This window comes from endosymbiont 'TC1' of Trimyema compressum, assembly GCF_001584725.1.
GTDB lineage: Bacteria > Bacillota > TC1 > TC1 > TC1 > TC1.
In genome coordinates this window covers 1,097,069-1,115,737 of sequence record NZ_CP014606.1, presented here as the reverse complement: position 1 = coordinate 1,115,737, position 18,669 = coordinate 1,097,069, and the positions used below count along the sequence as shown (strand labels likewise).

Below are 18,669 nucleotides of genomic sequence, written 5' to 3'. Positions count from 1 at the left end.
AAGGAATTAAACATGGTAGAACATATTACAGATAATGATTTTCGAACAAAAGTATTAGAGGCTAAAGGACTAGTGCTTGTAGATTTTTGGGCAACTTGGTGTGGTCCTTGTCAAATGCTAGGTCCTGTTTTAGAAGATTTATCAGCAGAAATGGAAAATGATGTTTCAATTATGAAACTAAATGTAGATGAAAACCCTATTACAAGAGATAAGTATGAAATAATGAGTATTCCTACGATGCTTATTTTTAATGGTGGCAATATTGTAGATACTATTGTTGGTTTTGTTGGAAAGGACCAAATTAAAAATAGGCTATTAGCGGTAAAATAGAATGGAAAGCAATAAAAAACCATCATGGCATTTTGTAGATGTTTTCTTCGGGTTGGCATTATACTATCTTGTTATTACCTTATGGGATATGCTTTTAACAAAACTTAATATTACTGGCAATACTTTTTTTGTATTAATATCACTTATTGGTGGATTAGCATTAGTAGTTATTCTCACATTATTTTTAAATAGCAATAGAAATCAAGATAAAATGAGTTGGGATAGTAAAGAATTATCTCATAACCTATTTATTGGGATTGTAATAGGGGGAGTCATTGGTTTAATAAGCTCAATAAGCATTTTAGTTAATGGTACCTCTATTTTCTCATTATTTTCCCTAGAAGGCCTGGAAGCCAACTATGGTCATGGGACTTTTATGGATCATGTGTTTTTTTTAATTGCTTTTATTTTACTTATACCTATATCGGAAGAATTGTTTTTTAGAGGTTGGATGTTCAGTGCCTTGAAAAATAAATTCCATTGGGTTATTGCTGCTTTAATTACAGCATTATTTTCTAGTGTTTTTCTTGTTGGCAATATTAACTTTGTCTTTTTAATATTAATGGGAATTGTTTTTGCTGTTGCTTATGAAAAAACTGGATCGATTTTTACAAGTATAGTAAGTCATATGGTATGCAACTTAATTATAACTATCATGATTTGGATAAAAGGAGGTAGCTAATTAATGAAGAAGTATTTACTAATATCTTTATCAACTGGAGGTGGTCATGCTTCAGTTGCAGGTTCATTGGCTGAGAGACTAAAGGAAAAAGGACATGAGGTTTTAGTCATTGATTTATTTAAAAAAATTGATGCTAAAGGTTTAGATAGAATTATTTGTGGCGGCTATAACTTAATTGCTACAAAAATCCCCAAAGTCTATGGAACTGTTTATAGAACTGGAAATAGACCTACATTTGCAAAAAGTTCTTTTGATTTAACAAGACGAATTTGTCAGAAAAAAATTAGAGAGCTAATTTCTATATACAATCCTGATATTATTATTGCGGTTCACCCTATTGTTACAGATATTCTTGGAGGAATGAAGGAAAAAAGTTATTTAGGAAAAGAAAAAATAGTTTCTGTAATTACAGACTATTTATCTCATTATGTTTACATTAGAAAAAATCAGTTTATTGATGCTTATATTGTAGGCAGTGAGGTTACTGAAAAAGATCTTTTAAGAAAAGGCGTTTGCCCTGATAAAATTTATGCCTATGGCATTCCTATTAGAAAAGAGTTTTATTCTCCAAGAGCAAAGAGCGCCAATAATAATAAAATATTCACTATTCTAGTAATGGGTGGTAGCTTAGGTTCGAAGCATATGGACCGAGTTATTAAAGCTTTATTTTCTGTAAAGGAACCTCTTAAATTAAACATTGTATGTGGACGAGATGAGGAATTGAAAGCTAGAATGGAGAAATTTGTTAATGCTGATAAAAGTAAGGAAGTGGTAGCCTATGGCTTTACAGACCAAGTGTATTCACTTATGGATGGAGCCGATTTATTGGTTAGTAAGCCAGGTGGCGCCTCGGTAACAGAGGCACTTCTAAGAGGAATTCCCATGATTATTCCCTATTTAATCGGAGGTCAAGAAAAAGAAAATTTGGATTATTTAGTGGAAGAAGAAGTTGCTTTGTGGGTAGGTAATACTAAAAATATTCCTAGCATTGTTGAGGAATTATTAGCAAAACCGGAAATTCTTGAAAAAATGAAAAGGAATATGGCGCAACTATCTGAGAATTTTTCTATGGAAAAAGTTATCAACAAACTTGAAGAACTGTAGAAAAATAATTTTAGGAGGTACAATTGATGGAACATTCATTTACGTTCCTATTAGAACTATCCATCATTTACATCGGTAGTTTTTTATTTGCATTATTAGCAAAAAAATTCAAGCAACCAATCGTACTAGGGTACATTATAGGGGGTCTTGTTTTAGGGTTATTCTTGGGAGACCAAACACCGCTATCATTTTTTTCAGATGCTTTAGGTGGGTTTCAAATTAATGGAGATTCAGAAATTCTTTATGGTTTATCCCAACTTGGGGTAATACTATTATTATTCTCTGCAGGACTTGAGACCAATGTAAGAGAGCTGAAAAAGACTGGGATTAGAGCTGGGGCTACTGCCATAGGCGGTGTTATTGTTTCAGGATTTTTTATTGGTGGTATTTACTTCATCTTAAATGGCAATGCTGCAGAAGCTTTATTTATGGCTGTAATGGGAACGGCTACTAGTGTGAGCATTTCTGTTCAAACCTTAAGAGAAATGGGACAGCTTAAAAGCACTAATGGGGTAACCATTACAGGAGCGGCTATTATTGATGATATAATCGGCATTATGCTTGTGACTGTTTTAGGAGCTGTATTGGCTCCAGCAGCAGCAGCAGGTGATCCAATTTATATGGTATTATTAAGAATTGTATTATTTTTCATAATCACAATTGCTATTGGTTTTGTTGTGATTAAACTTTCTAAAAATAAAGCTGTTAGGAGAAGCATGTTAGGCTTATCCTATGAATTTATTATTGCAGCACTAATATTATGTTTCTTGTTGGCATTTATTGCAGATTCACTGGGTGTTGCAACTATCATCGGAGGCTATTTTGCTGGCTTAATTATTTCTATGACTAACTTTAGACATATTGTAGCATCTAAAATATCATTTATAACGCAGATATTCTTTGCACCAATTTTCTTTACATCTATCGGATTAACTTTAGATTTAACAAGTATTGAGGGCGTTTTAGTATTTGGTATATTCATTGGTATCATTGCTGTTGTTGGTAAGATTGTTGGTTGTGGGTTAGGTGCTAAACTTTCAGGATTTAAAACTAGAGATTCAATTAAAATAGGAACTGGGATGGTACCTAGAGGTGAAGTAACTTTAATTATTGCAGGCTTAGGTGTTCAGATGGGCATTTTAAGCGGAGCCAATGTGGCAGTTGGTGTTTTGATTGTAGTAATTACAGCAGTTGCTACTCCTATTCTATTAAAAACAGCTTTTAATAAGTTGTAAAAACAGGAGGAATAAAAATGGGACTCTATAGAAAAAGAGAAGGTGCAGTAATCGGTGGCGTTTGTATAGGCATTTCAGATAAGTATAGTATTGATTCTTTACTAATTCGAATTGCTGCTTTAATTCTACTATTTTTTACAGGCGGATTACTTGGTGCAGTTTATTTAGTTCTATGGGCTGTATTACCTGCATCAGATAGTGATACTACTATTAAAGAGGAATTAGTGGATAAGGTTCAAGAGCTAAACTTAGGTGCAAATAGTGTAAGTAAGCCTTTATTTTTAGGTGGTTTATGTATAGTATTAGGTATCTTTGTTTTGTTTGTCTTTATCTTTCCCTTTGATATTATATACAAAATTTTTATTCCCCTTATATTTATTGGAATAGGTATCTATTTTCTCATTACTTACAGACGAAAATAATTTATTGGTTTTTGAAGAACAGAGCTTTGCCTCTGTTCTTTTTTATAAAAATGTTTAACTGCGTTGACTTCTTTCAGGATTAAGTTTATACTAAAATGAAGAATATAAAAATTCTTAATGAAAGGAGTGTTTAATATGTTAGGAATTAATAGAAATGCACCGGATTTTAATGTATACACTGTTTTTGGAGAAGGCGAAGATTTTCATAAAGTCTCACTTAAAGACTATAATGGAAAGTGGCTTATTTTATTTTTTTATCCAAGAGACTTTACTTTCGTTTGATCTACTGAACTCGCTGTAAGTACTGATAGTACATTTGTTCATAAGGCCTGGATGGAAAAATATTGGCTGTTGGTAGAAATATAAGAGAATTAATTAGAATTTTATTGGCACTTAAAAATGGTGGACTAATGCCAGCTAATTGGGAAGAAGGTCAAGCAACTTTATAGGATTTATTAAAGAGAAGGCTAGTCCTTATCTTTTTTATTATAATATTATTGTAATTATTATAAAAATGTAACAATTGCTATTGACAAAGATCTTTATTTGTATTATTATTAAAACATCAAAGAAATTATTTAGGAGGTATTATACATGAGTACACTAGACAATCTAATGAGTGCCTTTGCAGGCGAATCACAAGCTAATAGAAAGTATCTAGCATTTGCTAAGAAAGCGGAAGCGGAAGGATATCATGCAGCAGCTAAAATGTTTAAAGCAGCAGCAGAGGCTGAAACTATTCATGCTCACACTCACTTAAATGCTGCTGAGGGCGTTAAGTCAACAGAAGAAAACCTAAAAGCAGCAGTAAGTGGTGAAACTTTTGAATTTGAAAAAATGTATCCACCATTTTTAGAAGAAGCTAAAAAAGAAGGCAATAAAAAAGCAACACTTTCATTTACATATGCTATGGCAGCTGAGAAAGTGCATGCTGATTTATTCCAGGAAGTTTTATCTAATTTAAGTAAAGATGACACTACAGAGTTTTATCTATGTCCAGTCTGTGGCTATGTTCATAAGAATGGAACACCTAATGCCTGCCCGATCTGTTCAACAGCTGGAAGCAAATTTATTAAAATAGATTAATCCCAACCTAATCAACCTATATATTATAATATAAAAAGAGACTAGCATACGCTAGTCTCTTTTTATTGGTAGCTGTTCTTTAATTATTTCCAGTTGTTTTAATTTCAACTTATGTAAGAGAATGCCTTCTCCGCTTTCTAATTCTCCCATTACATTACCCCATGCGTCAATAAGCATTGTATGTCCATAAGGGTCATAGTTGGCTTCAATATTAGAAGCTGTGGAGATTAAAGCTACAAAAGCTTTGAAAATCAACAGCACGGCTTCTTCCTAAGAGTTTAAAGTGAGCTGGCCCCGTTACTTTATTAAATGTTGAAGGGATAACATAGAGAAAAGGTTCTTTTTTATTCATTTCCAAAAAAATTTCTGGAAAACGGATATCAAAACAGATTGCAATTCCTATTGGACCAAAAGACGTATTGACTACAGTTGTTTCTTGTCCTGGTTTTAAATAATCTGACTCGTGCATTTTAATATTATTAAAATCAATATTAAAAAGATGGATTTTTCTATGTTTTCCAATTAGCTTTCCATTTTCAAAAATATAGGAAGTATTGTAACAGAAGCCTTCTTTGTCTTTTTCAGGTATATAACCTCCTATTAAAACAATATCTTTACTCATTTCTTCTAAAAGTTTAAATGTTTCTTCTCCTTCAAGTTCCGCAAATTTTCTAAAAGAGATTCCCTCATAGGGGCAATTAAACATTTCTGGTAAAGCAATTATATTGGCTTCCTTATCTTTGGCCATTTGTATAAATGCCTTTGCTTTTTGTAAGTTGAGTTGTTTATCACCTGCTGTTTGAAATTGACATAATGCTAAATTAATCATGGAGTTCTGGTATCTTTCTATCATAGTAAATATTTTTGCTATATGCGGAAACTGGGATTGCCATCATTAATTTACAGTCAGGTAAGTAATCACCTAGTTTTAGAGCTGCTTTTGCTACGCTAAAGAAGACTCTGTGATCTAATTGGTTAGTTGAGGCAACACTATAGGCTGCACCTATTGCGCCCGGGGGGGCGCAATTGCCTAGGTCAACTGTATCAAAGGTGCAGATGACCTTTTTTGCTGTTTGTAGCACAATCTATATTGCCACATAGACCAACAAGGGACAACACCTCTATAGCCCCACAGCCATAAGTTGTACCTATTAAAACTAGAGCTTGGGATTTTTCCAGAGACTCCGCATCTCTAAGGAAGTAGGCCATTTTATAATCATAAGCGGTTTTTTTCATTTCTTCAATAATTGGCATCATGTCATCTTCAGTTAAAACCAATGTATCAATACGATTGATGCCTAAGCCTTTTGGAGCAGTTTTTGCTGCACTGGCCATCATATTAACGATTTGTAATACGGATGCTTGTTCAGCATCATAGCTTGTAATTTTCATCATTAATGCCTCCTTTTTATTTATAGTATCATTATAGCAAAAAAGGCTTTCTTATGTAAGAAAGCCTTTTTTCTTAGTTGTTATTTTGTTTTGTGTAGTTGAGTAATCCACCTGCTAAAATTATTTCAATTGCTCGATTGGACAAGTCATATACCAATGGATAAGATTCATCTTTAGTTGCATTAAAGAGTATTAACTCTCCTTTTTTTATTAAAAGATCTTTAACGTTTTCTATTTCAAGATTATCACCTTGTTGTATCTTGTTATAGTCTTCTTCATTTTTAAAGGTAAGTGGTAATAATCCAAAATTTACTAGATTTGCTTTGTAAATTCTAGCAAAGGATTGTGTAATGACCCCTTTAATACCTAAATACATAGGGGCTAGGGCTGCATGTTCTCTGCTGGATCCTTGTCCGTAGTTGTGTCCACCTACGATGAAACCACCATTTTCTGCAATGGCTCTCTCGCTAAAAGAAGGGTCTATTTGAGAAAATGCATACTTAGATATTTCGGGAATATTTGATCTTAGTGGTAGCACTTTTGCGCCAGCAGGCATAATATGATCTGTTGTGATGTTATCTTCAACTTTTAGTAGTAAATTGCCTACTAAATTATTTTCTAACGGTTGGTTAACAGGTAGTGGCTTAATATTTGGACCTTTAATTATTTCTGCTGTTTCAGGACTATCTGATGGCTTTAAAATCATATTATCATCAATGAGAAAATGCGTAGGTGTTTCTACAGCATAACCATCAGTAATAGTTGTTGGATCAGTCATGTATCCTGTTAAGGCGCTTGCTGCTGCTGTTTCTGGACTGACTAAGTAGATTGATGCATCTTTTGTACCACTTCTGCCATAAAAGTTTCTATTAAAAGTTCTAAGTGAAATAGCACCTGAACTCGGAGATTGTCCCATACCAATACAAGGACCACAGGCTGACTCTAAAATTCTAGCACCAGAAGCTATTAATTTTTTAAGGGCGCCATTTTCTGCTAGCATTTCAAATACTTGTTTAGATCCTGGAGATATAACTAAGCTTACACTAGGATTAACTGTTTTACCCTCTAGTATATGGGCTACTTTAGTTAAATCAGTAAAGGAGGAGTTAGTACAACTACCAATAGCTACTTGATTAACTTTTAAATGGTTTAATTCCCTTACTGTTTGAATATTATCTGGGCTATGAGGCGCAGCTGTTAAAGGTTCAAGAGCATCTAAATCTATGATGATACGTTCATCATAAACAGCCCCTTCATCCGCTTTTAACTCCTTATAGTCAGAGCCTCTATCCTGAGCTTCAAGGAATGCTTTAGTTGTTTCATCACTTGGGAAAATTGAAGTAGTAGCTCCTAGTTCTGCACCCATATTTGTAATGGTTGAACGTTCAGGGACTGAAAGAGTTTTAAGGCCTTCACCAGTATATTCAATAACTTTACCAACGCCACCTTTAACGCTGAGGATTTCCAATACTTTTAAAATAATATCTTTTGCTGATACATAGGGTTTTAATTTACCTTTTAATTCAACATTAATGACTTTTGGAACCGTTAAATAAAAGGGTCCTCCAGCCATTGCAACGGCCACATCAAGACCACCAGCACCCATAGCTAACATACCAATGCCACCACCTGTTGGTGTATGACTGTCTGAACCAAGTAATGTTTTACCAGGAATTCCAAAACGTTCTAAATGAACTTGATGACAAATACCATTGCCGGGTCTTGAGAAATAGAGACCATATTTTGCTGCAATAGATTGGAGAAATAAGTGGTCATCTGCATTTTCAAAACCAGTTTGTAGTGTGTTGTGATCAATATAACTCACAGATAATTCTGTTTTAACTTTAGGAACACCAATGGCTTCAAATTGAAGATAAGCCATTGTGCCTGTTGCATCCTGTGTTAATGTTTGATCTATTTTAATACCAATTTCTTGTCCTTGAATCATTTCACCAGTTATTAGATGATTTGATAGGATTTTTTCTGTTAGTGTTTTTGTCATTTCCTCACCTCGAATTTTTTCTTATCTTAGTATTATAGCAAAAAACGCCTCTTGATTAAAGGTTTCTGCTAGTGTATAATAATTTAATTATATAAAAAGGGGTCGAAAAATGCATATTGTTTTGTATGAACCAGAAATTCCTAGCAATACGGGGGATATTGGGAGAAGCTGTGCTGTTACAGGCAGTTATCTTCATTTAATAAAACCATTGGGATTTAAGACAGATGATAAATCATTGAAAAGAGCAGGTTTAGATTATTGGAAATATATTAATGTCTATTACTATGATAATTTTGAAGATTTTATGAAAAAAATCCTTATGCTAATTGCTATTTTCTTTCAACTAAAGGTGAAGATTTCTATTCAGATGTAACCTATACAGAGGATGATTTTTTGATCTTTGGACCTGAAACTAGAGGTCTACCAGAATCCCTTTTAGAACAATATAAAGACAGAGTTGTGAAGATTCCTATGGAGGGGAGAATTTAATTAAGATCTTTAAATATCAGTAATGCGGTTGCTATTGTGCTTTATGAAAGCTTACGACAAAATAGCTTTAAAGGATTAAAATAGATGAAGAAAACTTTAGTTATTTCAGATACTCATTATCCAAAATATGAATTACCTAGTAAGTTATGGTCATTAGTTAAGGAGGCAGATGCTGTTATTCATTGTGGTGACTTTACTGCCTCGGAATTACTTGAGGATTTAAAATTAGTAAATGAAAATGTCTATAGCGTTTATGGTAATAACGATCAAATTTTAAGTGGCTCAATACCAGAAAAAGAATTATAATAATTGAAGGTTTTAAAATTGGAATTATTCATGGCTTTGGCTATAAATATAGTAAAAGTGCAAGACTTAATGCAGAATGGGATTAGGGGATTGCGACTGTCATTGTATTTGTTTTGGTCATAGTCATGAACCTTTAAATGAGCAACAAGATTCTATCTTATATTTTAATCCTGGAACAGCCAGTGGTGCAAGAACAGGAAAACAAACTGCAGGATTTCTAAAACTTTCCAAAGAAAATGGAATTATTAATGGAGAATTAATCAGTTTGTAACAGGAACATAACATAGTTGGAATAGAATAAATACTGACAGAGAATATGGGATAGTATATAGTATAACTATATTCTTTTTCTTTATTCTAGAAGATGGTATAATTGAGTAGGAAATACTTTTAAATAATTGGAGAGATAAAATAAGATGAATAACCAATTTGTACATTTGCATTTACACACTGAATATAGTTTGCTTGACGGTGCTATTAAGATAGATGAGTTAGCGGAAAATATAAAATCTAAAGGCATGGATGCTGTGGCTATTACAGACCATGGTTCTATGTATGGTATTGTAGATTTTTACAGGGCTTGCATCAAGGTCGGCGTAAAGCCTATTATAGGCTGCGAAGTTTATGTTGCAAAAGATAGTCGTTTCAGAAAAGAGCCAGGTGTAGATGACGGTCGTTATCATTTAATTTTATTAGCAGAAAACAATGTTGGTTATCATAACTTAATGAAAATTGTTTCTCAAAGTTTTACTGAAGGATTTTATTATAAACCTAGAGTAGATAAAGAGCTATTAGAAAAATACAGCGAGGGTATAATAGCAACCGGTGCTTGTATGGCTGGAGAAGTAGCTAGAAGAATCCGTGAAGATAATTACGAAGGGGCAAAAAAAGCTGCTCTTGAATATGAAGCTGTTTTTGGTAAAGGTAATTTTTTTATTGAAATACAAGATCATTTACTCGAGTATGAAAAAACTTTAAATTTGGGATTAATTCGTTTAGCCAAGGAGTTGGATATACCTTTGGTTGCAGCTAACGATTCTCATTATTTAGAAAGGGGAGATTCTTACGCTCATGAAATACTTATGTGTATTCAAATGGGGAAAACGATTAATGATGAACATAAAATGGAGTTTCCCAATAAAGAGTTTTATGTGAAATCTGCTACTGAGATGATTGAGCTTTTTAAAAATGTTCCAGAAGCTATTGAAAATACAGTGAAAATTAAAGATCGCTGCAATGTTAATATTGAATTTGGTGAAAGCCATTTGCCTGATTATAAGGTGCCGGATGGAGAAACATTAGAAAGCTATTTAGAAAAGCTTTGTCTTGAAGGCGTTATAAAAAAATATGGGGCAATGACAGAGGAAATTAGAGAAAGACTTTATTATGAACTAGGCGTTATAAATGAAATGGACTATCCTGGCTATTTCTTAATTGTCTGGGATACGATTGCTTTTGCTAAGGAAAAGGGGATTTATGTTGGACCAGGAAGAGGATCTGCTGCTGGTAGTATGGTTGCTTATGTGTTAGACATTACTACAATTGATCCTTTGAAATATGATTTGATTTTTGAACGATTTTTAAATCCTGAGCGTATTAGTTTACCTGATATTGATACAGATTTCTGCTATGTTCGACGAGAAGAGGTCATTGAATATTTAATAGAAAAATATGGAGAGGATCATGTTGCTCAAATTGTAACTTTTGGAACAATGGCCGCAAGAGCTGTTATTAGAGATGTAGGAAGAGCGATGGATATTCCATTAAAAGATGTGGATAAAGTAGCTAAAATGGTACCCAATGAGTTGAAAATAACACTTGAAAAAGCAATGGACACCAGTCTTGAATTACAGGCTTTTTGTAAAGAACGAAATGATATTGAAGAATTAATCAAAATTGCAAGACGTTTAGAAGGCATGCCAAGGCACACTTCTACTCATGCTGCTGCAGTTGTTATTACTCCAGAACCCCTGAAGGAATATCTACCTATTAAAATGGAAGGTGAGGAATATTTAACAACCCAGTTTCCAATGAATACAGTAGAAGATATTGGTCTTTTAAAAATGGACTTACTGGGGCTTCGAACATTAACTGTCATAGGAGAGACAGTGGAAAAAATCAAGGAAAATAGAGGGATAGCAATTGATATTGAAAAAATTCCTCTAGATGATAAAAAAACTTTTCAACTTTTAGCTACAGGGAATACCAGTGGTTTATTTCAATTGGAATCAAAAGGGATGCAGGCAATTATTAAACAATTAAAACCTGATGCCTTTGAAGAAATAATCGCTTTAGTAGCTCTCTATAGACCCGGACCAATTGGCAGTGGCATGATTGATGATTTTATTAAAAGAAAGCACAAGCAAATCGAAATTGAGTATCTCCATCCAATGTTAGAGCCAATTCTAAACGATACATATGGTGTTATCCTATATCAGGAACAAGTTATGCGTATTGCTAGCCAATTAGGTGGCTTTACATTGGCAGAAGCAGATAATTTAAGGAAAGCTATGGGTAAAAAAATACCTGAAATGCTTGAAAAAAGCAGACAAGGTTTTATTGAAGGCTGTAGAAAAAATGAAATTGAGGAGAAAACAGCAGAGGAAATATTTCGTTTAATGGAGTATTTTGCAGGCTATGGATTTAATAAATCCCACAGTGCTGCCTATGCAATGCTAGCTTATGAAACTACTTACTTAAAAGCCCGTTATCCAGTAGAATTTATGGCGTCTCTTTTATCAAGTGTAATTATGTCTTCAACAAAAGTTACTCAGTATATTCTTGAGTGTAAAAAAATGGGTATTTGTGTTTTACCTCCAGATGTTAACGAAAGTAAGGAAGGTTTTATTGTTAAAGAAAATACAATACGTTTTGGTTTAGGCGCTATTAAAAGTGTGGGTATTTCAGCAATAGAATCTATTTTAGAGGCACGTCGAGAAGGTCCTTTTCTGGATATTGATGATTTTTGTAGGCGCGTTGATTTAAGAACTGTAGGCAAGAAGATTATGGAATATTTATCCTTATCAGGTGCCTTTTCTTCTTTTCATATTCCCAGAAAAGCATTAATGGCTATTGTTGAAGATGCTGTAGACTTAGGACAGCGTTTTCAAAAAGAAAAAGATAGCAATCAGATTTCCTTATTTGATATTGACGATACTTTGGAAGAAGAAGAACCCACTATAGTGACAACACAGGAGGAATTCCCTCTACAGGAACTACTACAAAAAGAAAAAGAAGTTTTAGGATTTTATGTTTCAGCCCATCCTTTAGAAGAATACCCAGATTTAATGGAGGATCCAGATTTTTATAGTCTTGGAGATATTGAAGAAAATGATGATAAAAGAAAAGTAATTATCAGAGGGGTTTTAAATAATATTAAAGAAAAGAAAACTAGAAATAATGAACTAATGGTTACTTTTAGCCTAGAAGATGAGACGGATTCAATAGAGTGCTTAATATTTCCTTCTTTTTATGCTGAAGTAAAAGATTTAATTAAAGAAGGTGCTGTAGTAGCCGCAGGGGGGCGTTTGCAAATAACTGAGAGGGAAGATAAGTGTATTATTGAAAAGGTTGTTAAACCAGAAAATTATTTAACTATTAAAAGCTATGGAACTTATAATAAAAAAATGCAGACTAGAAAGAATGAAGGTGCTGTACAGGAAACTGTGACAGTATCCATTGAAGATAAGAGTGTTACTGGTTTGGATGCTTTAAAAAGGTGTCTGGTTTTCAATAAGGGGGATGTGCCAGTTATTTTAAAAATTAACAATAAAGTTATTCCTCTTGGCAATCAATATGCAATTAAAAATGATGAAAGAGCTATTGAGGCGCTGTCTCAATTTGGAGAGGTAATAGTAAAATGAGAGTAGCAATATATCCAGGAACATTTGATCCTGTAACCAATGGACATTTAGATATTTTAAAAAGAGCCAGCCTACTATTTAATAAAGTTATTGTAGCCATTGCTATAGATAATGAAAAAGAGTCTTTGTTTAAAATTGAGGAAAGAAAAAAATTCATGGAAGCTGTTGTAAAGGATATTCCTAATGTTGAAGTTGAAAGTTTTGATGGTTTGTTAATGCATTTTGTGCAAAAGAAAAAAGCCCATGCTATTATTAGGGGATTACGAGCTGTGTCAGATTTTGAATATGAATTCCAGTTAGCCTTAATGAATAAAAAACTTGAAAAAAATGTAGAAACTATTTTTTTAATGACCTCTTCAGAGTATGCTTTTTTAAGCTCAACTATTATTAAACAAGTAGTAAGTCTCAATGGCAATATTAATGGATTGGTTCCAGAGATTGTGGAGATTGCTTTGAAGAAAAAGTTTAATTGGGAGAAAGCGTGATAATAATGAGAAGAACAAAAATTATTTGTACACTAGGCCCTGCAGTTGATAATGAGAAAAAATTAGAAAGACTTATAAAAGCAGGATTTGATGTAGCTCGCTTCAATTTTTCTCATGGTTCTTATGAGGAACATGGAGAGAGAATGGATTTATTAAAAAGAGTGAGTAGAAATCAAAATAAAGATATTGCTATACTACTAGATACAAAAGGTCCTGAAATAAGAACAGGAGAAGTAGATGGGAAAATATTTCTTAAAAAAGGTAATTTAATTATTTTAACTACAAAAATAATTAAAGGCTCTACTGAAAAAATTTCTATCACCTATAAAGATTTGCCAAAAGAGGTAAAACCCCAAGACCGAATTCTTCTAGATGATGGTTTAATTGAATTGGAAGTAGTATCTATTAATAAAAATGAAATTTCCTGTATTATTAAAAACAGTGGAGAATTAGGCAGCCGCAAAGGCGTTAATTTGCCACATGTTCATATTAAATTACCTGGTATTAGTGAAAAGGACAGAGAAGACATTCTTTTTGGCTTAGAAAAGAATATTCATTTTTTGGCGCTTTCTTTTGTAAGAGAAAAAAAAGATATTGAGGAGGCTCGAAAAATATTAGGGGAAGCTGGAAAGCATGTCCAAATTATAGCTAAAATAGAGGCTGCTGTTGCTCTCAAGAATTTAGATGATATTCTTGAAGCTTCAGATGGTGTTATGATAGCCAGAGGTGATTTAGGTGTTGAAATACCTGCTATGGAAGTGCCTATCGTCCAAAAAATGATTATTCAAAAAGCGCGATTAGTAGGGAAACCTGTTATTGTGGCAACTCAAATGCTTGACTCAATGATGAGAAATCCGAGACCAACACGAGCAGAAGTGAGTGATGTGGCCAATAGTATTTTAGATGGCACTGATGCGATTATGCTATCTGGTGAAACGGCTGGGGGGCGTTATCCAATAGAGGCTTTAAAAATGATGAATGATATTGCAAAAGAAACAGAAAAAGATCTTCATTTACTAGAACCAATGCATTTTAAGGGTTTAAAAAAATCACCGAAACTTGTTGATATGGTTGCTTATTCTACAGTGGATATTGGTAAAAAAATTGGAGCAAAAGCTTTAGTAGTTCCAACTCATGGTGGTTCTACTGCTAGGAGAATTGCTAGATATAGACCTAATATTCCTATTCTTGCTCTTATTGAAAAGCCTGAGATTAAGTATAGTTTAAAATTGGTTTGGGGTGTAGAGTCTCTTTTGATTAGCTCATCTTATAAAAGTACGGATGATCTAATACATGAAGGGGAATTAACTCTGCTGAAGCAAAAGGGATACAAATTAAAAGATAAGGTTGTATTTACTGCAGGAATTCCCCTAAAAGTTCCTGGTACAACTAATATGATACGTGTTTTGGAGTTAGGCGAAGGCGGTGAACTGTAGTTGCTAAAAAGGGAATATTTAGATTCCTATGAGATTGAAAAAATCGTTATTTTAATTCGAAGCATATTTATTCTATTATGATTAGAGGGGATTTTGAACGATTAAAAAGAAGACATCTAATGCTTCTCTTTAAAAAATTTAATATTCCCTCAAACTATATTGAACCAATAATGAACTATACAGATACTATTGATTGTTTTATATATTATTTTCTTTTTCATTTTAAGGAAGACAAAAACTCATTTCAGAAATTAAAGGACTGGTTACTTGAAATATATGAAAAACATTACATCTTTACAAATGATTCAATATATCAACTCTTGATAATTCTAAGTTATCTATCTAAAATTTCTTATACATTATTTGCCAATTTAAGTTATTATTTTAAATTATCACACTATGCTGTTCGGGAGGAATTTATAAAACAGGGTGTTTCAAGGGAGTCGGAAGGCTATTATTACTTGGCGCCTTTTTTCAGAGAATTTCTAAAAAACAAAGGAATCAGTTTTTTCAAATAAACAAATAAGTGGTTTAGTAACTATTTTAATACGGAGGATTTTATATGAAAAAAATTTTCATTTCAAGCCATCTCTTAATTATCTTGTTAGTTCTTTTGCCAAACATCCTCTTTATAAATTAATGACACAGCGGTTAAACTTTATATTAGGTAAAGGTAGTTGTCAATTAATTGAGTCTATTGGCAATCAATGTGCTGAAAAAATATATTTTGATTGTATTAAATGCTGGTTGAAAGGCAAAAAAATTAATAAGTATATTCCTATGAGTTTTTATAGAACTTATGGTGTTTTTCATGTACCTAGTTTGTTTTGGATTAGATTAAATTATTCAGAGGATTCATTATCCTACTATAGTTTATTGAGCTTAGTTTACCATAGCTATTTGAAAAGTAGTGCTACGGAATCTGACCAGTATTTTTATAAATTGTTAAAGAAATACAAGGAAAGATTATTAACCAGAAATCTTGATTATTATTTCTTTTTGCTAAGCCACTACTTCTTTCAAAAAGAAAAATATGAAAAATGTTTATGGTATCTAGAACAGTGTTTTTAATTGTTAAAGAAAATAATGAACCTATATTTTTATTGAAAATATTCTCTCTTTTTTAAGAGTATATTATCAAGAAAAAATGAAAGAGGTCTTCAAGGCATTATAAGAAGATTGAAGAAATATTGCCCTAAAGAGATACCTTATGTGGGCTTTCTAAGAAAAGTTGAAGGTCTGCTTTTTTATTTTAAAGGAGATGGGTCTAAGGGACAATCAAAACTAGAGAAGGCCTTCAATTACTATTTATCCATTAAGGATAATTTAGGTACACTGGAATGTTATTTATTAATCTTAGCTTGGGGTAAAAAGGAAAATCAATTCCAGTTTAAGACTTTGAATAAGCAATTAGAGTTTATTCTAGATGAAAACTCTTTCCTTGTGTTTAAGCACACAAGTTTATTACACCAGCAATATTTTAAAATAAAAGCAATAAAAGCAATAAAAGCTAGTTTCTTGAATGCGACAAGCTTTAAAATTGAAGGACAGGATTATTCTGATTTTTCTTTAAATAGAAAAAAGATAAGGCGCATTCTATTTTTTCTTCTTTATGAATTTCCTGAACCCATTAACAGAGAGGAAATTAAAAGAACTTTTTGGAATGGCGTTGATTCAGACGGACGAGATGCAAATTTAAGAGTAGCTTTAAGTAAACTAAATAAACTATTGAATGAAGCTGGAATAGAGTCTTTTTACGAATCTCGCAATGGTTATATATACTTGAAAAGTGGCTATAAGATTTTAACAGATATCAAGGAATTTAATTTACTTTATAAAAGGGGGGGACAGTGTTATCAAAATGAAGAATTTGTTTTATGTCAAAAGTACTTTAAAACTCTTTTGGCTTGGATTAAGACTCCTTTTTCACCTGTTGGGAAGGAAGGGAGCTGGGAATGGCAAGTAGAGACTAAAGTTTTTAAAAATATTATTAATATGGAATCTATAATGCTTGATATAGCTATGAAGTATAATTGATGGGAAGAAGCAGAAGAATATTGTAGAATTTTGTATGAAAAAGATAGGAGTTATGGAGAGCAATTACAGTCAATTATTTTAAAAAATAAGAAGGAAGATTTCTTAAAATCAGATAAAGAAATAGTTTATGGAACAGAAACGAAAACTTTAGATTCTAAAGTTCTTGAAAAAATCATTTTTCCCTTTTAATCGCCTTTTATATGATTGCTCTTATAAATATAGTGTTATATAATTATTGGAAGGAGCAGTTTAAAAAGGAGAGAGAAGATGAAGGCTTACTTTGATCACATTAGGGAAATGGATCCAGCTGCAAGATCGGTAATTGAAATGATTTTATTATATCCATCAGTTCATATAATGTGGTTCTTTAGACCGTCAAATTTTATGTATAGAAATGGGTTGCGTTTTATTCCAAGATTACTATCTCAGTTGGGACGGTTTTTACTGGAATTGAAATACATCCAGGGGAAACAATTGGGAAAAATTTTTTTATTGACCATGGTATGGGTGTTGTAATTGGTGAAACTACAATTATTGGTAATAATGTTACTATTTATCAAGGTGTAACATTAGGAGGAACTGGTAAAGATGTAGGAAAAAGACATCCGACTATAGAAGATGGTGTAATTGTTGGGGCTGGCGCTAAAGTTTTAGGGCCTATCGTTATTTCTAAAGGTAGTAAAATTGGAGCGGGCGCTATTGTAATAAAGGATACAGAGGAAAATTCAACAACTGTTGGACATGCAGCAAGAACTGTTAAAATTGGAAATAAGACATTTAATAGATATACAAAAGTCAAAGAAAATGATCAGAAAGAAAAATAAAAAATGTGGAGATTGAAATGAAGAAAACGCTTTATCTTGTTATTCCTTGCTATAATGAAGAACCTGTTATTGAGGAAACTACGCGCCGATTAACTAAAAAATTAGATCAGCTAATAGCCGAGGATAGAATTGCTACTACCAGTAGAATTCTTTATGTAGATGATGGTAGTAAAGATAGAACGTGGATATTAATTGAATACCTTCATAAGGAAAATCCGTATGTTTGCGGATTGAAATTAGCTCATAATAAAGGACATCAGAATGCTTTGTTGGCTGGGCTAATGTATGCTAAAAATATTTGTGATTACAGTGTATCTATGGATGCAGATCTTCAGGATGATATTGGTGTTATAGATGGTTTTATTGAGAAATACAATGAAGGATGTCATATTGTTTATGGAGTTCGAAATAGCAGAGAAACCGATACTAAGTTCAAAAAAATGACTGCAATAGGCTTTTATAAGTTTATGGCAAAGCTTGGCGTAGATATAGTATATAACCATGCTGATTGTCGTCTTATGAGTAATCAAGCACTAGAAGCATTAGCCGAGTATAAAGAGATCAATCTTTTTTTAAGAGGACTAGTGCCTTTAATTGGCTATAAAAATGATACTGTTTATTACGACCGTAATGAGCGTTTTGCTGGAGAGAGTAAGTACCCATTAAGTAAAATGTTGAAATTTGCTTGGGAAGGGGTAACTTCTTTTAGTGTAAAGCCATTGAGAATGATTGCTAGTATTGGTATTCTTATATTTATTATTAGCTTTATTATTCTAATTGTGGCTTTGATTAATAAAATTCTTGGAAATCCAGTAGCTGGATGGACTGGTTTAATATCCTCTATTTGGTTATTAGGCGGTATTCAGTTATTTGCCTTAGGTATTTGTGGTGAGTATATTGGCAAAATCTATAACGAGGTTAAAGGGCGACCAAGGTATTTGGGAGAAACTTTTTTAAAGAAATAATTGTTCAAAAC

The 18,669-nt window shown here is 32.7% G+C and carries 21 protein-coding genes and 3 pseudogenes; 19 read left to right on the top strand and 5 right to left on the bottom strand.

All coding sequences use genetic code 11. The features are described from left to right. The first annotated feature begins 12 nt into the window (after positions 1 to 12). From trxA to AZF37_RS06920, 7 genes and pseudogenes are all read left to right on the top strand, one after another. A complete protein-coding gene (trxA, locus tag AZF37_RS06950; RefSeq protein ID WP_088370157.1) occupies positions 13 to 330 on the top strand; it encodes a thioredoxin in 318 nt (105 codons plus the stop codon). 1 nt (position 331) lies between these two features. After that, positions 332 to 1,012 carry a CPBP family intramembrane glutamic endopeptidase gene (locus AZF37_RS06945; RefSeq protein ID WP_088370156.1) on the top strand — a complete coding sequence of 227 codons (681 nt, stop codon included), beginning with the start codon at positions 332 to 334 and terminating at the stop codon, positions 1,010 to 1,012. A 3-nt stretch (positions 1,013 to 1,015) separates the two neighbouring features. Further along, on the top strand, positions 1,016 to 2,116 hold the full coding sequence (locus AZF37_RS06940) for an MGDG synthase family glycosyltransferase (protein ID WP_088370155.1): 1,101 nt from the start codon (positions 1,016 to 1,018) through the stop codon (positions 2,114 to 2,116). Positions 2,117 to 2,142: 26 nt separating this feature from the next. Further along, positions 2,143 to 3,351, top strand: coding sequence for a cation:proton antiporter (locus tag AZF37_RS06935; RefSeq protein ID WP_088370154.1), 1,209 nt, complete (start codon positions 2,143 to 2,145; stop codon positions 3,349 to 3,351). Positions 3,352 to 3,368: 17 nt separating this feature from the next. Then, complete coding sequence (locus tag AZF37_RS06930; RefSeq protein WP_088370153.1) at positions 3,369 to 3,773, top strand: PspC domain-containing protein; 405 nt, start codon at positions 3,369 to 3,371, stop codon at positions 3,771 to 3,773. A 135-nt stretch (positions 3,774 to 3,908) separates the two neighbouring features. Beyond that, a pseudogene (locus AZF37_RS10600) lies at positions 3,909 to 4,222 on the top strand (redoxin domain-containing protein). A 145-nt stretch (positions 4,223 to 4,367) separates the two neighbouring features. Further along, entirely contained in the window at positions 4,368 to 4,859 is a 492-nt protein-coding gene (locus tag AZF37_RS06920; protein WP_088370151.1) for a rubrerythrin family protein, read from the top strand. A 51-nt stretch (positions 4,860 to 4,910) separates the two neighbouring features. On the opposite strand, the gene AZF37_RS06915 is transcribed toward AZF37_RS06920, so the two are convergent. From AZF37_RS06915 to AZF37_RS06895, 5 genes are all read right to left on the bottom strand, one after another. Further along, entirely contained in the window at positions 4,911 to 5,114 is a 204-nt protein-coding gene (locus AZF37_RS06915; protein ID WP_088370150.1) for a nitrilase-related carbon-nitrogen hydrolase, read from the bottom strand. Beyond that, a complete protein-coding gene (locus tag AZF37_RS06910; protein ID WP_088370149.1) occupies positions 5,071 to 5,712 on the bottom strand; it encodes a nitrilase-related carbon-nitrogen hydrolase in 642 nt (213 codons plus the stop codon). The genes AZF37_RS06915 and AZF37_RS06910 overlap by 44 nt, the downstream gene beginning before the upstream one ends. Continuing rightward, complete coding sequence (locus AZF37_RS13390; RefSeq protein WP_162473967.1) at positions 5,681 to 5,941, bottom strand: ferredoxin domain-containing protein; 261 nt, start codon at positions 5,939 to 5,941, stop codon at positions 5,681 to 5,683. The genes AZF37_RS06910 and AZF37_RS13390 overlap by 32 nt, the downstream gene beginning before the upstream one ends. Next, entirely contained in the window at positions 5,904 to 6,254 is a 351-nt protein-coding gene (locus AZF37_RS06900) for a hypothetical protein (protein ID WP_162473966.1), read from the bottom strand. Before AZF37_RS06900 ends, AZF37_RS13390 begins: the two co-directional genes overlap by 38 nt. 70 nt (positions 6,255 to 6,324) lie before the next feature. Further along, the gene (locus AZF37_RS06895) at positions 6,325 to 8,253 is read right to left on the bottom strand and encodes an aconitate hydratase (RefSeq protein ID WP_088370146.1); all 1,929 of its coding nucleotides are present in this window, start codon (positions 8,251 to 8,253) and stop codon (positions 6,325 to 6,327) included. A 109-nt stretch (positions 8,254 to 8,362) separates the two neighbouring features. Between AZF37_RS06895 and trmL the strand changes: the two are divergent. The 12 genes and pseudogenes from trmL (at position 8,363) to AZF37_RS06840 (ending at position 18,658) form a co-directional block, all read left to right on the top strand. Continuing rightward, a pseudogene (gene trmL / locus AZF37_RS06890) lies at positions 8,363 to 8,826 on the top strand (tRNA (uridine(34)/cytosine(34)/5-carboxymethylaminomethyluridine(34)-2'-O)-methyltransferase TrmL). Further along, positions 8,827 to 9,048: a metallophosphoesterase family protein gene (locus AZF37_RS06885; RefSeq protein WP_088370145.1), complete on the top strand. Its 222-nt coding sequence runs from the start codon at positions 8,827 to 8,829 to the stop codon at positions 9,046 to 9,048. It begins immediately after the preceding pseudogene. Between the two features lie 76 nt (positions 9,049 to 9,124). Then, a complete protein-coding gene (locus tag AZF37_RS06880; protein WP_088370144.1) occupies positions 9,125 to 9,319 on the top strand; it encodes a metallophosphoesterase family protein in 195 nt (64 codons plus the stop codon). Between the two features lie 145 nt (positions 9,320 to 9,464). Continuing rightward, positions 9,465 to 12,911, top strand: coding sequence for a DNA polymerase III subunit alpha (locus tag AZF37_RS06875; protein ID WP_088370143.1), 3,447 nt, complete (start codon positions 9,465 to 9,467; stop codon positions 12,909 to 12,911). Next, positions 12,908 to 13,396, top strand: a complete 489-nt coding sequence (gene coaD, locus AZF37_RS06870; RefSeq protein WP_088370142.1) for a pantetheine-phosphate adenylyltransferase — start codon at positions 12,908 to 12,910, stop codon at positions 13,394 to 13,396. The genes AZF37_RS06875 and coaD overlap by 4 nt, the downstream gene beginning before the upstream one ends. 5 nt (positions 13,397 to 13,401) lie before the next feature. After that, positions 13,402 to 14,832, top strand: coding sequence for a pyruvate kinase (gene pyk, locus AZF37_RS06865; RefSeq protein WP_088370141.1), 1,431 nt, complete (start codon positions 13,402 to 13,404; stop codon positions 14,830 to 14,832). A gap of 77 nt (positions 14,833 to 14,909) precedes the next feature. Beyond that, entirely contained in the window at positions 14,910 to 15,350 is a 441-nt protein-coding gene (locus AZF37_RS10975) for a hypothetical protein (RefSeq protein ID WP_216634011.1), read from the top strand. A 121-nt stretch (positions 15,351 to 15,471) separates the two neighbouring features. Continuing rightward, positions 15,472 to 15,903, top strand: a complete 432-nt coding sequence (locus tag AZF37_RS06855) for a hypothetical protein (protein ID WP_088370139.1) — start codon at positions 15,472 to 15,474, stop codon at positions 15,901 to 15,903. Positions 15,904 to 16,044: 141 nt separating this feature from the next. Continuing rightward, positions 16,045 to 16,869, top strand: coding sequence for an AfsR/SARP family transcriptional regulator (locus AZF37_RS06850; RefSeq protein ID WP_088370138.1), 825 nt, complete (start codon positions 16,045 to 16,047; stop codon positions 16,867 to 16,869). A 30-nt stretch (positions 16,870 to 16,899) separates the two neighbouring features. Then, positions 16,900 to 17,058, top strand: coding sequence for a hypothetical protein (locus tag AZF37_RS10595; RefSeq protein WP_162473965.1), 159 nt, complete (start codon positions 16,900 to 16,902; stop codon positions 17,056 to 17,058). 78 nt (positions 17,059 to 17,136) lie between these two features. Beyond that, positions 17,137 to 17,693 (top strand): annotated as a pseudogene (gene epsC, locus AZF37_RS06845) (serine O-acetyltransferase EpsC). Positions 17,694 to 17,710: 17 nt separating this feature from the next. Next, positions 17,711 to 18,658, top strand: coding sequence for a glycosyltransferase family 2 protein (locus AZF37_RS06840; protein WP_088370137.1), 948 nt, complete (start codon positions 17,711 to 17,713; stop codon positions 18,656 to 18,658). The last annotated feature ends 11 nt before the right edge of the window (positions 18,659 to 18,669 follow it).